The sequence below is a fragment of the Lysinibacillus sp. RC46 genome (assembly GCF_041262385.1).
Taxonomy (GTDB): domain Bacteria; phylum Bacillota; class Bacilli; order Bacillales_A; family Planococcaceae; genus Lysinibacillus.
Window position 1 is genome coordinate 1 of sequence record NZ_JBGCCF010000056.1, and the last position, 16,552, is coordinate 16,552.

General features: G+C 35.9%; 16 protein-coding genes and 1 other annotated feature. Of the genes, 6 read left to right on the forward strand and 10 right to left on the reverse strand.

What is annotated here, in order from left to right; all coding sequences use genetic code 11:
- Positions 1-108: 108 nt before the first annotated feature.
- The 3 genes from ABH966_RS26225 to ABH966_RS26235 form a co-directional block, all read right to left on the reverse strand.
- A complete protein-coding gene (locus ABH966_RS26225) occupies positions 109-618 on the reverse strand; it encodes a hypothetical protein (RefSeq protein WP_370083559.1) in 510 nt (169 codons plus the stop codon).
- Between the two features lie 423 nt (positions 619-1,041).
- Complete coding sequence (locus ABH966_RS26230; protein ID WP_370083561.1) at positions 1,042-3,021, reverse strand: S9 family peptidase; 1,980 nt, start codon at positions 3,019-3,021, stop codon at positions 1,042-1,044.
- Positions 3,021-3,494, reverse strand: coding sequence for a DinB family protein (locus tag ABH966_RS26235; protein WP_370083563.1), 474 nt, complete (start codon positions 3,492-3,494; stop codon positions 3,021-3,023). Before ABH966_RS26235 ends, ABH966_RS26230 begins: the two co-directional genes overlap by 1 nt.
- Before the next feature lie 296 nt (positions 3,495-3,790).
- Here ABH966_RS26235 and ABH966_RS26240 point away from each other — a divergent pair, with 296 nt between their 5' ends.
- Together ABH966_RS26240 and ABH966_RS26245 are read left to right on the forward strand one after the other, a co-directional pair.
- Entirely contained in the window at positions 3,791-3,913 is a 123-nt protein-coding gene (locus ABH966_RS26240; protein ID WP_370083565.1) for a hypothetical protein, read from the forward strand.
- Positions 3,914-4,108: 195 nt separating this feature from the next.
- Complete coding sequence (locus tag ABH966_RS26245; protein ID WP_370083567.1) at positions 4,109-5,062, forward strand: Tle-like phospholipase domain-containing protein; 954 nt, start codon at positions 4,109-4,111, stop codon at positions 5,060-5,062.
- Positions 5,063-5,816: 754 nt separating this feature from the next.
- Here ABH966_RS26245 and ileS read toward each other — a convergent pair.
- From ileS to ABH966_RS26275, 6 genes are all read right to left on the reverse strand, one after another.
- Positions 5,817-8,906: an isoleucine--tRNA ligase gene (ileS, locus tag ABH966_RS26250; protein ID WP_370083569.1), complete on the reverse strand. Its 3,090-nt coding sequence runs from the start codon at positions 8,904-8,906 to the stop codon at positions 5,817-5,819.
- 54 nt (positions 8,907-8,960) lie between these two features.
- Positions 8,961-9,200, reverse strand: a binding site (T-box leader).
- 81 nt (positions 9,201-9,281) lie between these two features.
- Complete coding sequence (locus ABH966_RS26255; protein ID WP_370083571.1) at positions 9,282-10,133, reverse strand: DUF2785 domain-containing protein; 852 nt, start codon at positions 10,131-10,133, stop codon at positions 9,282-9,284.
- Between the two features lie 38 nt (positions 10,134-10,171).
- Positions 10,172-10,804 carry a hypothetical protein gene (locus ABH966_RS26260; RefSeq protein WP_370083573.1) on the reverse strand — a complete coding sequence of 211 codons (633 nt, stop codon included), beginning with the start codon at positions 10,802-10,804 and terminating at the stop codon, positions 10,172-10,174.
- A 143-nt stretch (positions 10,805-10,947) separates the two neighbouring features.
- Complete coding sequence (locus tag ABH966_RS26265) at positions 10,948-11,904, reverse strand: hypothetical protein (protein ID WP_370083575.1); 957 nt, start codon at positions 11,902-11,904, stop codon at positions 10,948-10,950.
- Entirely contained in the window at positions 11,897-12,415 is a 519-nt protein-coding gene (locus tag ABH966_RS26270) for a sigma-70 family RNA polymerase sigma factor (RefSeq protein ID WP_370083577.1), read from the reverse strand. The genes ABH966_RS26265 and ABH966_RS26270 overlap by 8 nt, the downstream gene beginning before the upstream one ends.
- A gap of 104 nt (positions 12,416-12,519) precedes the next feature.
- Positions 12,520-12,957, reverse strand: a complete 438-nt coding sequence (locus ABH966_RS26275; protein ID WP_370083579.1) for an Lrp/AsnC family transcriptional regulator — start codon at positions 12,955-12,957, stop codon at positions 12,520-12,522.
- 141 nt (positions 12,958-13,098) lie between these two features.
- Here ABH966_RS26275 and ABH966_RS26280 point away from each other — a divergent pair, with 141 nt between their 5' ends.
- Positions 13,099-13,683, forward strand: coding sequence for a DJ-1/PfpI family protein (locus tag ABH966_RS26280; RefSeq protein ID WP_370083581.1), 585 nt, complete (start codon positions 13,099-13,101; stop codon positions 13,681-13,683).
- Positions 13,684-13,730: 47 nt separating this feature from the next.
- Here ABH966_RS26280 and ABH966_RS26285 read toward each other — a convergent pair whose 3' ends face one another.
- Entirely contained in the window at positions 13,731-14,582 is an 852-nt protein-coding gene (locus ABH966_RS26285) for a LysR family transcriptional regulator (protein ID WP_370083583.1), read from the reverse strand.
- 168 nt (positions 14,583-14,750) lie between these two features.
- Here ABH966_RS26285 and ABH966_RS26290 point away from each other — a divergent pair, with 168 nt between their 5' ends.
- From ABH966_RS26290 to ABH966_RS26300, 3 genes are all read left to right on the forward strand, one after another.
- Positions 14,751-15,893, forward strand: a complete 1,143-nt coding sequence (locus ABH966_RS26290; protein WP_370083585.1) for an MFS transporter — start codon at positions 14,751-14,753, stop codon at positions 15,891-15,893.
- A 66-nt stretch (positions 15,894-15,959) separates the two neighbouring features.
- Positions 15,960-16,136 carry a hypothetical protein gene (locus ABH966_RS26295; protein WP_370083587.1) on the forward strand — a complete coding sequence of 59 codons (177 nt, stop codon included), beginning with the start codon at positions 15,960-15,962 and terminating at the stop codon, positions 16,134-16,136.
- On the forward strand, positions 16,072-16,552 hold a 481-nt coding region (locus ABH966_RS26300; RefSeq protein WP_370083589.1), incomplete at its 3' end, for a hypothetical protein. The genes ABH966_RS26295 and ABH966_RS26300, both read left to right, overlap by 65 nt.

Here is a 16,552-nt window from a genome sequence, read left to right on the forward strand (position 1 = left end):
TGACGGTCTACTCGGGATGTGGAACACTCCAAAAATGGACGTTGCGCAACACAAAAAATTAACTTGAGTGTGTCTACAATCTTGACGTAGATCCATATCAAGTAAATGTTAATTTAATGGGTATTTAATTTTTTCGTTTAATTTCTCTGCTTGATTTATAAAGGAATCCATATTTGTACTTATAGTAATATTTAATCCTAATCCTACTTCACGGAGTGTTTCCCGCAACTCTTCAAAATTCTTTTTATCCTCTTCGGTTAAATCAACAAATCTATATAATTCATCTTTAGGATATTGATTTAATTTAGAATAAAAATGTTCAAGAATGTCGTTGTCACTTTTAGAAAGCGTTCCCAATTGCTTTCCAGTAGTCATACCAAGCCAAATTCCATTCAATACATCTCCTAATTTAGTTGTAACCAAATTGGGTTCGGACCAGTTATCATCAATCTGATTTTCTATCAAACCTTCCAATTCTACTAAATTACGCTGTACTTCCGTAACGAAAACTTGCTCTTTAACAAAATTCATTTTTATAATTCCCCAAGCTACAACTGCGATAAGAAATATGTTCAAACCTATTGAAATTCGAAATAGCACTTTTTTCCTTTTACTCAACTTCATTCTCCCCTTCCAACAAAATTTTACCATAAATATCCTTTGTGGTTATTGAAGTATTTACGCCGTTAGTTGACTAAGAAAAAGATGGAATCTCTACGGAATCCAATCTTGAAGTAAAGCCCCGTTAGCTTAAAAAGGGGTAGCGCAACAAACGTGAATTTCGTACGCTAAGCAAATTTTTAGAGAAAAAGCCGATTTACTCTATGTTTAGAGATAATCGGCTTTGTAAATCAAAGCGGTAAAATAATATGTAGCTTTATGAACCTTATAAATATATATCATTACTTAAATCAGGATTCTTAGTATTCTATAATCAATTAATCCTCATCATAACAATTATCTACAGATTCTTGTAAAGAATCTAATAAATAAGTTCCTTTGAAAAACGACTTCAAAAGACAACAGGGCACTCGCCATCGTTCATTTGATTGGCATTCTAAAGTCTTTCAAACTTTCTCCAAGAATATGGTGTGAAAACCACATCAAATTTTGCTTCATAATAGCCACATTAATTCCAGGCTGGTCAGAACTATATGCCATTCCTTTAAAAATAATTAATTCTGTATCGACTTCCATATCCCTTAATCCTTGATATAGTTCATATGCATTTGGAGTTGGAATTCTTGCATCCTTTTCGCCATGTTGGATTAAAGTCGGGGTACAGGCGGATTTAATATATGTCATTGGTGATGTTTTAGTATAGATTTCTGGATCGTTCCATGGATCATTTCCTAAATACATCTTAATAAAGTAAGGTATATCTGTATTTACATAATGGCTACTCCAATTTGTAATTCCACCTCCAACTGAAATGGCTTTAAATCTACTACTAAATGTAGAACAGAAAGCTGATATATATCCCCCGTTGCTCCATCCCATAACCCCTACTCTCTCTTTATCTGCAATTCCTTTGTCAACTAGTGTATCCACTCCAGATATAACATCATCGTAGTCAGCAATTCCCAGTTTTCTGTAGTTTGCTGTTAGAAATTTATTGCCATAACCAGAGCTTCCCCTGTAGTTTGGTTCTAAAACGATAAAGCCTTTTTCGATAAACTGTTCAATAGGATATTTCTCATTAAAACAGTCTGAAAATATTGGAAAGGATGCCCAAGCCGGTCCACCATGAATTACTACTAATAAGGGATATTTTTTATTTGCGTCAAACTCTACTGGGGTTGATAAAACTCCCTCTATTTCAAGACCATCACTACTTTGCCATGAGATTATTTCCCTGTTACTTTTAAGCTTTCCTTTAAAAAAGCTATTTTCATTCGTTATTTTTTTATCGTCTAAATAGATTTCAAAGGTTTCATTTGTTATCGCCTTATTATAGGATATATGATTTCCATCACTTGTTATAGAAGCCTCCATTATAAAGCTATCTACTTTTTCGCTTAACATTTCCACAGTGCCATTCTCAGATAGCAACCCAATAAGATAATTAGTTTTATTCTGCCATCGAATTAAAATTCCTTTAGCTGTCCACCGTAATGGCATAACCGTACTATCAAAATCTGTTAAAGGTTGAAATAGCTCTCCGCTATTAATATCATAAATCTCTAGCGTACTGTCTTGTATATGGGTCTTATAATAATCCTTCTCCCTTATGCTTGCTGAGTAACATATTTTGCTACCTTCAGGGGAGAAGCAAACACTCCCTCCCAACAATTTATCTATATTTATCTTTTGTAGCTCTCCAGCTTTAATATCTAGTAAGTATAGATTTCCTTTAATAAAATCTCCCATATTCGGACTTGGTGTAGCCATAAATACAACCTTTTTCCCACCATTTGAAATATCAAATTCATGGATATGAAAATCCTTACCATCCGTTAGTTGATAAATAACGCTATTTCCGTGTTCACCTTTATCATTTTGGATCTCTTTTTCTATTTCAATGTAATATAAACAACTATTTTGATATTCCTTACCTATATGATAGAAATCTCCATATAGTTCCTTACGTTTCTTTATCGTCTCAGATTCTTTTGACTGTGCAACATAATAAAATCCATTGCCAGTAGGCTCCCATTTGAATTTACTGACCCCTTCTTTCTCATTAGTAATTTGAACCCCACTATGACCATCTATGGACTTAACAAAGATCTGATTTTTCTTATTATCCCCGTCACCAACTGGGCTAAGGTATGCGATAGCTCTAGAATTTGGAGACCATAAAGGGTATGTACTCTCTATATCCCTAGTTGTTAATTGGTAACACTGCCCCTTATCTTTTTCATATATCCATACATGATTCCTATATGTATTATCTTTCCAGTTAGCTGTCTTCTTTACAAATGCTACGTTTTTGCCATCATCACTTATGTTTGTATCTGATAAGGTTGGTAATGAAATAATCTCTTCTATACTTGGATATGTTTTTTCATTCATATTCATTAATTAACCCCTCTCGTTAAATCTCTTCCAATAAAGTTAGCAGGTACAGGACTTAGTTCTAATTCTCTTGCCCAAACAGAAAGTTGACCTATGTGGTGAATTTCGTGAGTAACTATATGGTGTAATATTTCGTCAACAGTGTATTTATCTTCATCCCAAGAAACACTGACTAATTTTTCTTTTAAATCTCCTACATTTGTTTTTATAAATTCAGCTATTTCATTTCGTAATTTAACTGAAAGAGATTTAACCTTTTCAAGTGTAGGATAATCAGCAAACTGAAATACTACATCTTCTTTGCCTTGAATACCACGAATCCAACTATATTCCACATCAATTATGTGAAAAAGTGTATATAATATATTTCCTACTCCACCCCTGCGGTCTTTTAACAACTCTTCAATTGTCAGTTGATTGCACCAGTCAAACCATTCATCTCTTACCTGCCAGTTGTATTCAAATAATTTAATCATTGTAAGCACTCCAATCTAGCTTATTACAATATATTTCGATATAAATCCAACTATTTCCTTCTTCAACTAACCAGCGCCGTAGTTCGAGTATGATTCTTCACAAATTCTTGATATTCGTAATAAGTAGTAGATTACCTTATTTATTAATTTCCTCTATTGTTCATTAGTTTACTGTAGTATGGGCTACGCTGCGGCTTTTTCCTTTTCAATCGCCATGAACTATTTGAAACCTTTTCCATTTTCATCCGTAAATTAATTACAACAATTTTCCTTTATTATTATTCGGAGGTACTTAAATGAACTCTTTTGCACTTATGGCCTTTTCTTTTGCTTGTTTATCATTCGCCTTTGCTGTCTCAGCTGATGCTAAGATTAAAAAGTTAGAAAAACGTATCGAAGAACTTGAAAGAAATAAGTAATTACTTGAATACATAATGGGATTATAGAGCGATTTAATCGCTCTATTTTTGTTTAATCCTCAAAATGTTCACTATTATTGCTGATACAAAAAAATCTTCGTAAATATACTTGTTTAATTAATAATACCGTAGACTTAATTACCAAAATAAAGGATAATTACCAATATACTTAATAAAAGGAGGTATTAATTTTTCATGTTAAAAAAATTTAGTTTTACAGTTTTACTTTCTGCCATCCTACTACTATTTACATTTTCTATTGGTGCTAGTAAAGCACAAGCAGGTTATGCAGATAACCCTAGTAAACTATACTATGATTTAGCAGACCAAGTTTACAAAGTCGGAAATAAGACAAATGCTGAAATCCAACATGCAATCAATCTTGAACATGGTCCAAATAAATTTAAAGTGATTGATTCGGTAGACATTAACTCTAATCAAAATCATAAGATGGGAGCACCTAGTTACAATTTAGATAGAACTGGCTTTAAAGCAATGACAGTTGTTATTGCCGATCCAAATGGTAGTAAGAAACTATTCATTGCCTTTGCAGGTTCAGAAGATGTTTCAGATTATGCAACAGCAGCATCATCATTATTGAATGGTAGTGTTCCAGGCCAATTACATCAAGCGCACCTCTACCTTAACTATATCTATGATAAATTTGGTTATAAAGACTACCAATGGTATTTTACAGGACATTCTTTAGGTGGATGGTTGGCAGCGAAGTCCTACTTAGACGTTCGTGCTGGAATAACAGTAGTTTCTAACCAAAAGTTTACTCATTATGGTCCTATCAAAAAGGAAAAAATTAGCGGAGTATATACTTTTAATGCTTTACCAGTAGCTAAGTCACAAATGACTGATACTCAATGGACTGCAAACAAAAACCGTACATATCACAGTGATGTAAAAAACCTTTTCGTTGATAATGAATGGTTAAATAGTATACACGATATGCATTCTAGCAAACTATCGTATATCGGTGAAGAAGGTGCAGTGAATAAAAAAATTCCTCATTACACTTCTTTGGATTATTCACCATTAACTCCACTCATAGATATCGTTAACTACTACCGAATTAACAAAAATAAAAATATTGTGGACTATCACAGCATAAAATATCTTTCAAATGACGTGTATCATTAAGTTTTTATTAAAATGTGTATTCATTACTGAATACACATTTTTTTGTCCATTTAGTTTTGCTTAAAATGTACAGTATTTAAATTACGATTTTCTTTTCTAAAGTCCAATATTGTTTAACCGAATCGCTGGCAAAAGCTTTATCTAAGATTGTTTGGATTTTCTGCAAGATTTCATCTGTAACGCATTCATTAGCTCTGTCAGTCCCAATCCTCATACATTTCTAGGTACTCATTTTCGATATAATCTGTAATCATTCGATTAGCGTCTGGAGTCCATGTTTGTGATTAATTAATTTCATTCTCCTACTGCACATTTTCTTTCAGATATTCACTCAATATAGTGTTGTAATTTAATACTGCACTTTGATATATCCTCTCTGTTAGTTAAATAACGGAGAGAAAAATTTACAGATACTAAACTTTTATAAATATACTCGAACTATATCCTTAAACACAAAAAAGCTGAACTAATATCAAAATTAGTTCAACTTAAAAATAGCAAATAAAAATGTTGTACATTGTTTTAAGTGCATTATTTAAACAATTAACTTACTTTTAGTTACCTGAGCGTTCTTTACATCGTTCTGTGCTTTTTTCTGGCGACTCCAAAGCAGTTTCCGGGCTTACCCGATCACTTCTTCTGTCTAGCAGAGCAGTTTTTGGGCTTACCTGATCACTTTTTCTGTCTACCCGAGCAGTTTCCAGGCTTACCTGATCACTCTTCTGTCTTCCAGATTACCTGAGCATTAAAGATTTTACAGCTTAAAATAAACAGTAATTTTTTCATCAAACACTTTTGTCTCTATATATCGTTCGCCATGATCGTCACTCACATAATGAATATCATTTAACAACACATTGGCCTTTAGTAACGCTTCGTGTTGCTGGATGATAGTTGTTGCTTTAGTACTTCCAACAATCGAAATCGATACATATTGCTCAACAGGTAGTTTCCATTGTTTGCGTGTATCTTGAATTGTGCGAATTAATTCCCTAATTTGCCCTTCCTCAAGTAAGCTAGCTGTCAGATGAACTTTCATAAGGACTCGACAAGAAGCATCTTCACTTAAGACGTAATGTTCCTTCACGATAGATTCAGTTAACACATGCGCTTTTAATAATGTTACCTGTTCTCCATCGATCGTTAACGGAACTGAACCTGTTCGCTGTAATACATTTTTCTCCTCATCATTTAAATTCACTACGTAATCTTTTACTTTGTTCACTCTTGCTCCAAATGCTGCACCAGCCGTTTTAAAATTAAGCTTATAATGAACTATTTCGTAAGCTGAAAAATCATTTGTCCAAACGCATTCTTTTATATTTAATTCATCTTTCACGAGCTCGCTATATGGTTGATAATCTGGTAACTCGCCGTCAACAGAGACAATGATTTCACTTAACGGCTGCTTTACCTTGATCCCTTGACTATTACGTATGCTACGGCCTAGCTCAACGATTGTTAAAATATTCGCCATCTCTTTTTCAAGCTTAGCATTAACGAGCGATTCATTGTATGTTGGGTAGTTTTGTAAATGAACACTTTTCCCTGATAATTGTCGATATAAATCCTCTGCGATAAATGGAGTGAATGGTGCTAGTAATTGACAAATTGTCGTTAGTAGCTCATACAGCGTACTATAAGCACCTCGTTTATCCTCTGTCAGCCCATTTGCCCAAAATCTTGCTCGTGAACGACGGATATACCAGTTACTTAGCTCTTCCACAAGCTTGCCGATTTCGCGTGTTGCCTGTGTAAACTGGTAATCATCCATAGATTTTGTCACAAGCTGAATTGTATGATGTAATCGAGACAATACCCAATGATCTAGTTTTGTGCGAGTGCCAGTCTTGTTAGCATCGTACTGGAAGCCATCTATTTCTGCATATAGCTGATAAAATTTGAACGTATTATCTAGTGTATCGACTAGCTTTGATTTCGCATCCATCACTATTTTTGTTGAAAAACGTTTGGGATTCCAAGGAGAACTATCGACTAAAAACGCCCATCGTAAAGCATCCGCTCCGTACTGCTCTATCAGTTCAACTGGCTCTAACGCATTTCCTTTACTTTTCGACATTTTCTGTCCATGCTCATCTAAAACATGCCCTAAAGAAAGTACATTTTTATAAGGTGCCTTTCCTGTGAATAAGGTAGAAACCGCTAATAAACTATAGAAAAAGCCTCGTGTTTGATCGATGCCTTCGATGACCACATCCGCCGGAAATTGATTGTTAAAAGTAGTTAGGTCACCGAAAGGATAATGATGCTGCGCAAATGGCATGGATCCACTATCAAACCAAACATCAATCACTTCAGGTGTACGTTCCATGTCACCACTACACTTTGGACAAGTACACACAACCTCGTCAATATACGGCTTGTGAAGCTCAATGTCATCTATAGTACCCTTCGCTAGTTCTTTTAAAGATGCAATACTATTTGGTGCCACTTCATGACCACAATCCTGACAAACCCACACATTTAGCGGTGTACCCCAATAGCGATTACGGCTAATATTCCAGTCCACTAGGTTTTCTAAGAAATTGCCAAATCTACCGTGCTTAATGTGATCAGGATACCATGTAACTTGTTCATTATTTTGTAAAAGTTTATCTTTCATTGTAGACATATTGATAAACCAGCTGTCAGTCGCGTAGTAAAGCAATGGTGAATCACAGCGCCAGCAATGTGGATAGCTATGCTCATATTTTTCCTTATCAAACAATAGCTCCTTTTTAGCGAGCATTTTAATGATTTCGACGTCGCAATCTTTCACAAATTTACCGGCAAGCTCTGGAACCTCTTCTGTATAGCAACCCTTTAAATCAACAACATTGACAAACGATAGCCCATTTTGCTGAACCGTTTTATAATCGTCCTCCCCATATGCTGGCGCGATATGGACGATACCAGTTCCACTATGCTCTGTGACATAATCCGCTAATACAACGACATGCCCCTTATCAACTGTGACATAAGAAAATGGTGGGGTGTACGATACACCTTCAAATTCATGCCCCTCATGTTCACTTAACACTTCCACAGAATCAGCAAAAACTTTATTCACTAGTGATTTTGCTAAGATATAGACTTTATTGTGCTGCTTCACTCGAACATACATGAGCTTAGGATTCATGGCTAATGCAACATTGGCAGGTAATGTCCATGGAGTCGTTGTCCAGCCAAGAAAATATTCATCTTTATCCTTTAGCTTAAACATTGCCGTGACAGATAAATCCTTTACATCTTTATAGCCCTGCGCAACTTCATGAGAGCTTAATGATGTTTGACAACTAGGACAATAAGGTGAAACGCGGTGGCCCTTATACAAAAGCTTCTCCTTGTGCACATGACTTAAAATATTCCAAACAGACTCAATATAATCATTACTTAACGTTAAATATGGGTCATCCATGTCAATCCAATAGCCTAGCTGCTCTGTAAAGGAGCGCCATTTCTTCTCATAGGTAAAGACACTTCCCTTACACTCTTGAATAAATTGTTCGACACCATATTTCTCAATTTCTTGCTTGCCAGAGATACCTAGCTTTTTTTCCACGCCTAACTCTACAGGCAAACCATGTGTATCCCAGCCAGCTTTACGCTCAACTAAATAACCTTGCATCGTTTTATAACGAGCCACGACATCTTTAATTGTTCTGCCAAATGCGTGCCCTACGTGTGGTAAGCCATTCGCTGTTGGAGGACCTTCGTAAAATACAAAAGGCTTATTGTTAGAACGATTCGCAACAGACGCTTGGAACGTTCCTTCTTGTTCCCACAACTGACGAATACGCGTTTCTCTTTCTACAGTCGTTTCTTTCTTCTCATTAGCTTGCATGTAAATTCCTCCTATACTAATTGTATAAAAGGCATACAAAAAACCCCGTCCCAAGTAAGGGACGGGGTTAACCGCGAATACCACCCTAATTCTATTGAATCAACGTTCAATAGCACTTAGCAACGTACAATCATACGTGTTCTTTTTAACGGTAGACACCCGGATTAGCTTACTATGTTCAGCCAATCTTCTCAGAGAGGATCTTCATGTAACACTTGCACACCGACTTCCACCAATATGTCGGCTCTCTGTAGAACAAAATGAAACACTACTTTTTCTCATCAACGAATTTGTATGCTTTTATTGTCACTCATCTTAACAAACTAATTTTTGTCTGTCAATAATTTCAAAGTACTAATATTGGTAGTGTTTTCCTTATAATTCATTGAGACATGCTTCAATGCTTTTATGAAGAGCTGCGAACTTAGGCTTTCCATTTGTTTTAATATAAAAGCTTTTTACAAAGGTTTTGCAGTTAAAAACTAAGATTCTGTGATGCTGTACATCGAGCTGTCCTTTTTTTACTTTTAAAGTAGCAGGTAATTCTTGCAGCAATTTAATGAGCTCTTGCTCCTCTAAACCATGCTCAAGCATTGTGAAAATAGGCACTAAAATCCGTTCATCTTCTTCGTGAATGAAAGCATAATTTTCTTGCAAAATGGCGTTGTATAATGCGCTTACAATTTCACAATAAGAGGCTTTATTTAATTTCGGATTTTTCACCAATTCATCGATTGCATCAGCCATATGGGCAACACTATGAGCCCACCCTTTCACCGGAACGTAGCCTCTTACATCCTTTTCTGCCGCTAAATAAGCTAGTACTTTATCTTTACAATCAGCGATTTTCTGTTGGGATAAAAAATCATCTGCGTTATCTCTAAACAATATTAGGGCAATCAATAGTGACGTAAATGTACGGGTAAAAACTAAATCTGATTCGCTTTCTTCAATACCCTTGTATAATAAATTATTCAAACATTCCTCTAAAAGCTCCGTTAAAAGTGAATGCTCTAGTAAGTTTTTTTCATGAATCAATTCATAAAACGATCCATAAATTAAGTTATCTCGTAATTCACTATCTAATGAACCGATATGTAGCATCATTGATTGTATGAGATCGGTATGATCCTTTTGCTGCCATGTAATAGCTCCACTTTGTAATTCTTTGAGTATTTCTTTTAAGTCATCTTCCTTCAATAAGTTTTCATTTTGTAGTATACGCACTGTTTCTCTCCTTTTCATGTTTGCTTTTAATCGAATAATCAAAAACCACTTTCACGATAAATGCCATCAAGCTTCCATCCCTCATTAAACCGTACATAAGTAAACTCCTTCTGCTCGTTGTCCATTACAACAATTACTTTGCTTTTCCAAGGAAAGGTCACCGCACGCACCTTTCCATTTCTGACCTCATTGATTTGGTCAGACAAAGAGAGCAGAGTAGATGGAGTAACACTATTTTGTATCAAATATTGCGGACGGTCAGAGCTATCTTGCAACTCCTTCATTACATGTTCATGAAAGGCAATCACTTTTTTATTAGTATCATACATATTAATCCCAAGTGAACCAATGCATAAAACGAGTAGACTTCCCAATAAAATGACATTCTTTTTCTTTAACCCTATATAAAATCCCCATTTATCTTCCTTTTTGTATAAGAAATAATATATGCCTATACATAATGGCCAAACAAAAAGAATTTGCCACATTAACACCACCCAAAAGTCATCACCAAAAGACACTAAATATCTAATCATATTATGATTTAAAAACCAAAGAGGCAAAGTCCAACGCCAAGCTGAATTTTCCTGGGAAAGACTTTTAAAATAGATAAGTATAAGTGGAAAAGATAGAATAAATGCTAACGAATTGTCCATTATTACAGTTATCAATGCTTTATTCACTCCCCAGTACCTATTTTTTAAGAAAACACCATCATACAAATACTTACAATAATTGTACCCTAATCCAAATATATAAAACAGCTAATAAAAAAGCTAGACATTCTTGAAATTTTCGAATGTCTAGCCTTGATTCATTTATGATCTTCGAGTATTTTCATGCTATCTATATCTGCAAAGGTTATTTTAGATTCGGCTTTTTCCCTTCCTATATCTATACTATATTTCACTTCTACATTATCTCCAAGCGACAATGTTGTAGGAGCATCGATTAATGGGAACCACGTACCATTACCGTGTTTTTGTACAATGTCATCAATTGATAATTTACCAATATCCGATTTATCTGCATAGGAAACAACTAAAAATTCATGTTCCTTGATTGCTACGATTAACCCCTTTTTAGAATGGAGTTCTTTTTCCCCAACTGGAATATCAAATTTTTCACGTAAGGCAACTATCTCTTGACTATAGTGCTTCTCTAAATAGTTCATAGCATCTTTCAAGACTAGAAAATATAGTATCGGCCTATTTACATCTTTGTATTGATTCTTTTCCTGCTCCAATAGTGAATTGATTATAGCTAATCTATAAGAATATTGTTCGATAAATTCTTCTCTTGTAAGATTCACCATTTTTAATTGTTCAGTAAATTGCGCTTCGTTTTGATTTATACCTACTTCTATCAATGATTCAAGCTGTTCATCAATTTGTTTTTGCGAAGGTACTATCCCCTTTGACCGAGCGTAAGCATATAAAGATTCAGCCTGTAAAAAGGATTCAAAGTTCTGCTTCTTTGCATCATTGGACCTTTTCTGATCATTTACCCGGGAATCCGTTTCTAAATAGAAGTTTAGAAATTTTTCATCCAATACAGTTGGTATACTTGCTGATTGCTCTTGACTTCCGTTGAATTGGCTATACAGAAATATTCCAATACAAACTGTAAATAAAATAGATAATACACTATATTGCCAACGCCAGGATCTTTTTTTCATCTCACGCTGTTCTAAATGCTGTACAACATTAGTCATCACACGCTTTTTGCTTTCGGTTAAATCATTTATTACCCTCACATCGACTTTACTCATGCAGCAGGACCTCCCATTCAATTTGCTGTAGCTTCGGCTTTAATAGCTCTCGTCCACGACGTAGCCTTGTTTTCACCGTACTCTCCGGAATACTTAAAAGCTCGGCAATTTTAATAACAGGCATTTCCTCAAAATAAAAATAAATTAGGACCTCACGCTGTTTTAATGGTAGTGCTAAGATGGCGTTTTCTACTAAGGTTTGTTCATCCTGCTGTACTAGCATGTCCCTTTTCGTAATAGCCTGCTTGGCAAAGATCTTCTGTTGAACTTGTATTTTACGGTATGTCCAGCTACGTAAATAGTCTTTACTTTTGTTAATGACGAGCCTCGATAAATATGCCCGTAATTCTCCTCTTTCCTCATAGTTTTGCTGATTATCGTAAAATTTGATAAATACATCTTGCACGATATCTTCAGCACTTTGTAAATCTTTGACGTAATAAAAGGCAAGTCGGATGAGCCTTTCTGTATGCTGCTGCATTATTTCTTCGAGTTCTTTAATTTCAAGCAACATCTCTCCCCCTCTCTGCCCTATAAACGGTGCTCACGATAATGAGGTTTGCTTTTTTGTATTTTTTTAAATAAAGATCTGGATAAACTCCGAATTCACTTATTCTAATTTTCATCAGAGAAAGGAGCAATGACCGCTTTTTTATTTGAAGAAAGCACAATATTTGTAGATGGCGTTCCATAAGGCATTGCCTCATCTATAAACTGTTCCAATGTTTCTACTGAATTAGTTGCAATTTTTACGATATAACTTATTTCACCCGCTACACGATAGCATTCAAGGACATCAGGATGTGCTTTACAAAAATCCGAAAGACTTTTACAATCAATTGATTTAAATAAAATAATAGCTTGAATGTCGCGATTCAACTTTTTTAAATTTACTTTTGCACTATAAGCCTCAATAATCCCCTGCTCTTCTAACTTTTTAACACGCTCAATTACTGCTGGAGATGATAAATGAACCATCGAAGCTAATTCCTTCATCGATATTTTTGCATTTCGCTGCAATTGCTGTAATATTTCTGTATCTATTTGATCCATATGTATCCACCTTTTTTAATTAATTAGATTTAATAAAATTCCTTTTATAATAAAGCAATTCATCTAAATAACATTATACAGATTCTGTCATTGAATAGCCTTATTCATTACAATGAAACATATAAAGGAGGCATTAACAACATGAAAAAAATATTATTACTATTAGCAAATGGTTTCGAGGCTGTTGAAGCGAGTGTTTTTACAGATGTACTTGGCTGGAATAAATGGGAGGGAGACGGCACAACTGAAGTCGTGACAGTAGGATTGCATCAGCAATTACAATGTACATGGAATTTTAACGTAACACCTGAAAAGTTACTTCATGAAATTTCATTAGCGGAGTTTGATGCACTAGCGATTCCTGGAGGTTTTGAAGAAGCTGGATTTTATGATGATGCCTTTAGCGAGGAGTTCCAGGCGGTCATTCGTCATTTCGATGAACACAAAAAACCGATTGCAACGGTTTGTGTAGCTTCCCTAATTTTAGGTCATAGCGGAGTACTACATAATCGAAAAGCTACTACTTATAATCATCCAACAAGTAAACGACTGGCACAGCTACAATCCTATGGTGCAGACATCGTAAACGAACGAATTGTTCAAACTGGACATATTATTACATCATCAAATCCTGGCACTGCATTCGACGTTGCTTTTAGCTTACTAGAAATGCTGACATCTGAGGAAAATACAAAAAAGGTAAAGGATTTAATGGGGTTTAAGTAATTAAATGAAGCTGTCTCAATGCGTTAAGTTGAGACAGCTTCATTCGTTTAATTTGATAATAAATGATGTAACTTCGATCCAAGTTCTTTGTTTTTTGTAACCAATGCAATCGTTCTGGACCTTCCAAAATTATTAATCGGTAAGGCAAACAGCTGAAGATGACCGATATTTTTAGCCATTAATTCTGGTACAATCGTAATCCCCATTTCAGCAATTACAGCTCCAAAGATAAAATCCCCAAAGTTCATCTCACTTATGATATTAGGCTTGTAGCCAAGTGATTGTATTTGTTCTACTATCTCCTTCCTTGAATCACAAGGAGCTTGATGGACAATAAGTGGCTCCTCACACAATTCTTCAAGATCCACTACTGTTCTTGAATTAAAACGATGAGTCAACGGAAACACAGCATAGTAAGGCTCCGTAAACAATTCGCAACTCCACAAAGATTCTCCCGTATATTTTGCATCCACAAAGACTGCATCAAGTCTACCTTTTTCCAAAGATTGTAGCAGTTCATTTGACGTATTTTGAATCATTAAAGTTATAGGTCGATCTAGTTGCTTAAGTTCATTCATTTTGTTTGGCAAATAGTAAGTAGCTAAGCTAGGCAGACCACCGATGGCAATAGGGCTGCTCTGACTAAATTGCTGTAATTCTTCACGAATGGTCGTTAATTCAGTCAAAACTGGTGTAATGCGAGTGTAAAAACGTTCGCCAGCTTCTGTTAATTCGATACCAATCGATGTCCTATGAAATAGCTCGATGCCAAGATTATTCTCTAAGTTTCGTATATGTTTACTTAGTGCAGGTTGGGAAAGATTCATGATTTGAGCAGCTTTTGAAAAACTTTTCTGATTGGCTGCGGCAATAAAACTATGTAACCATTCTACATTCATTGTATTCCTCCATACCTTATAACGATTTGTTATACCCTTATAAAATAGTGATTGTTCCATATTCTTGGTTTTTTAGTAACCTATTAAATATAGAAGGTGCATCGATTATAACATAACGTTATAGGACGTCTATACTTAGCATCTTTAATTTTTTTGGAGGTTCAATAAATGAAAAATGTTTTATTATTATCCTTTGGCATGTTTGCCTTGGGCTTTGATGCCTATGTGATTGCAGGGCTTCTCCCAGGAATTAGTGATACGTATCACAAAAGCACTTCACAAGTCGGCCAGGCTGTAAGTATTTTCACTTTATTTTACGCAATATCAGCGCCGTTATTTTCTTCTTTACTTGCAGGAAAACCAATAAAAAAAATCTTAATAGGGTCAATGCTTATCTTTACAATAGCGAATGGCATCACAGCTTTAGCGCCAACCTTTTCTATTCTTCTACTTTCGAGGGCAATTGCGGGGACTGGGGCTGGTTTATTTTCACCATTAGCTGTTGCAGCCTCTACAAAGTTCGTTTCTAGTGAAAAGAGAGGGCGAGCTCTAGGATTGACTATTGGAGGAATGAGTATGGGAACAGTACTAGGGGTTCCTTTAGGTATATATATATCCAACTTATTTGATTGGAAATTAACACTTTGGCTATTGGTTATAATTGGTGTAATTTCTGTTTTATGTATGTGTATTTTACTTCCCAATTTCCCAACAACCCCTCCCCCTGCACTAAATGAACGATTAAAGATGTTTCTAGATAAAAGAGTAACTGTAACTGTATGTATAACATTTTTCGCCAGTGTTGCTAGCCTTGGATTGTATACATATCTATCTCCCGTATTAGAAGACATGGCAGGCTCAGGTAACATAACAAAATATCTTTGGGCATGGGGATTCGGTGGCTTATTTGGAAGTATAATGATTGGATACTTAATCGACTACTTCGGAAAACCAAAAACTTTAGTTACAATCATTTTATTCACTTTAACTTTATCCATTATTTGTATACCATTAATGATTAACTTACCTATAATAAAGTACTTACCATTCTTTGTCTGGGGAGCAATGGGTTGGGCAAGCCAAGCACCTCAACAACATATTTTACTATCATATCAGCCCAGCAACGGAAGCTCCGCAGTGGCCTTAAACAGTTCTGTAAATTATTTAGGCAGTGCAACCGGTGCAAGCTTAGGTGGCATTGTACTGTCCTTACAGATTGGAACAATAACTTTGATTTATTTTGCGGTTATCTCTATGCTAATCGCCATTTGTTTACAGTTCTTTAGTTTGAAGAACAAATTTAGCGTTTAGAAAGTATAAATTTATATAATTGCGATTCTAACTGTTGATTTGATGTTCGTCATTTTGATGGTTAGAATGGCAAATTTGACTGGGTTACCTTCTTTTAGGGTGGCGCTTTTCGTCGTCGGAGATTCTTTCCGTCGCTTTGGCCGTTCTTTCCGTCGTTTCGATGGTTCCATCCGTCGCTATGGCGATTCTTTCCGTCACTTTGGCGGGACCTTCCGTCGTTGGAGATTCTTTCCGTCGCTTTGACCGTTCTTTCCGTCGCTGTGCCGATTCTTTCCGTCACTTTGGCGGGACCTTCCGTCGTCGGAGATTCTTTCCGTCGCTTTGGCCGTTCTTTCCGTCGCTTCGATGGTTCCATCCGTCGCTGTGGCGATTCTTTCCGTCTCTTCGGCGGGACCTTCCGTCGTTGGAGATTCTTTCCGTCGCTTTGGCCGTTCTTTCCGTCGTTTCGATGGTTCCATCCGTCGCTGTGGCGATTCTTTCCGTCACTTTGACCGTTCTTTCCGTCGCTTCGATGGTTCCATCCGTCGCTGTGGCGATTCTTTCCGTCACTCCGGCGGGACCTTACGTCGTCGGAGATTCTTTCCGTCGCTCTGACCGTTCTTTCCGTCGTTTCGATAGTTCTATCCGTCGCTATGGCGATTCTTTCCGTCACTTTGGCG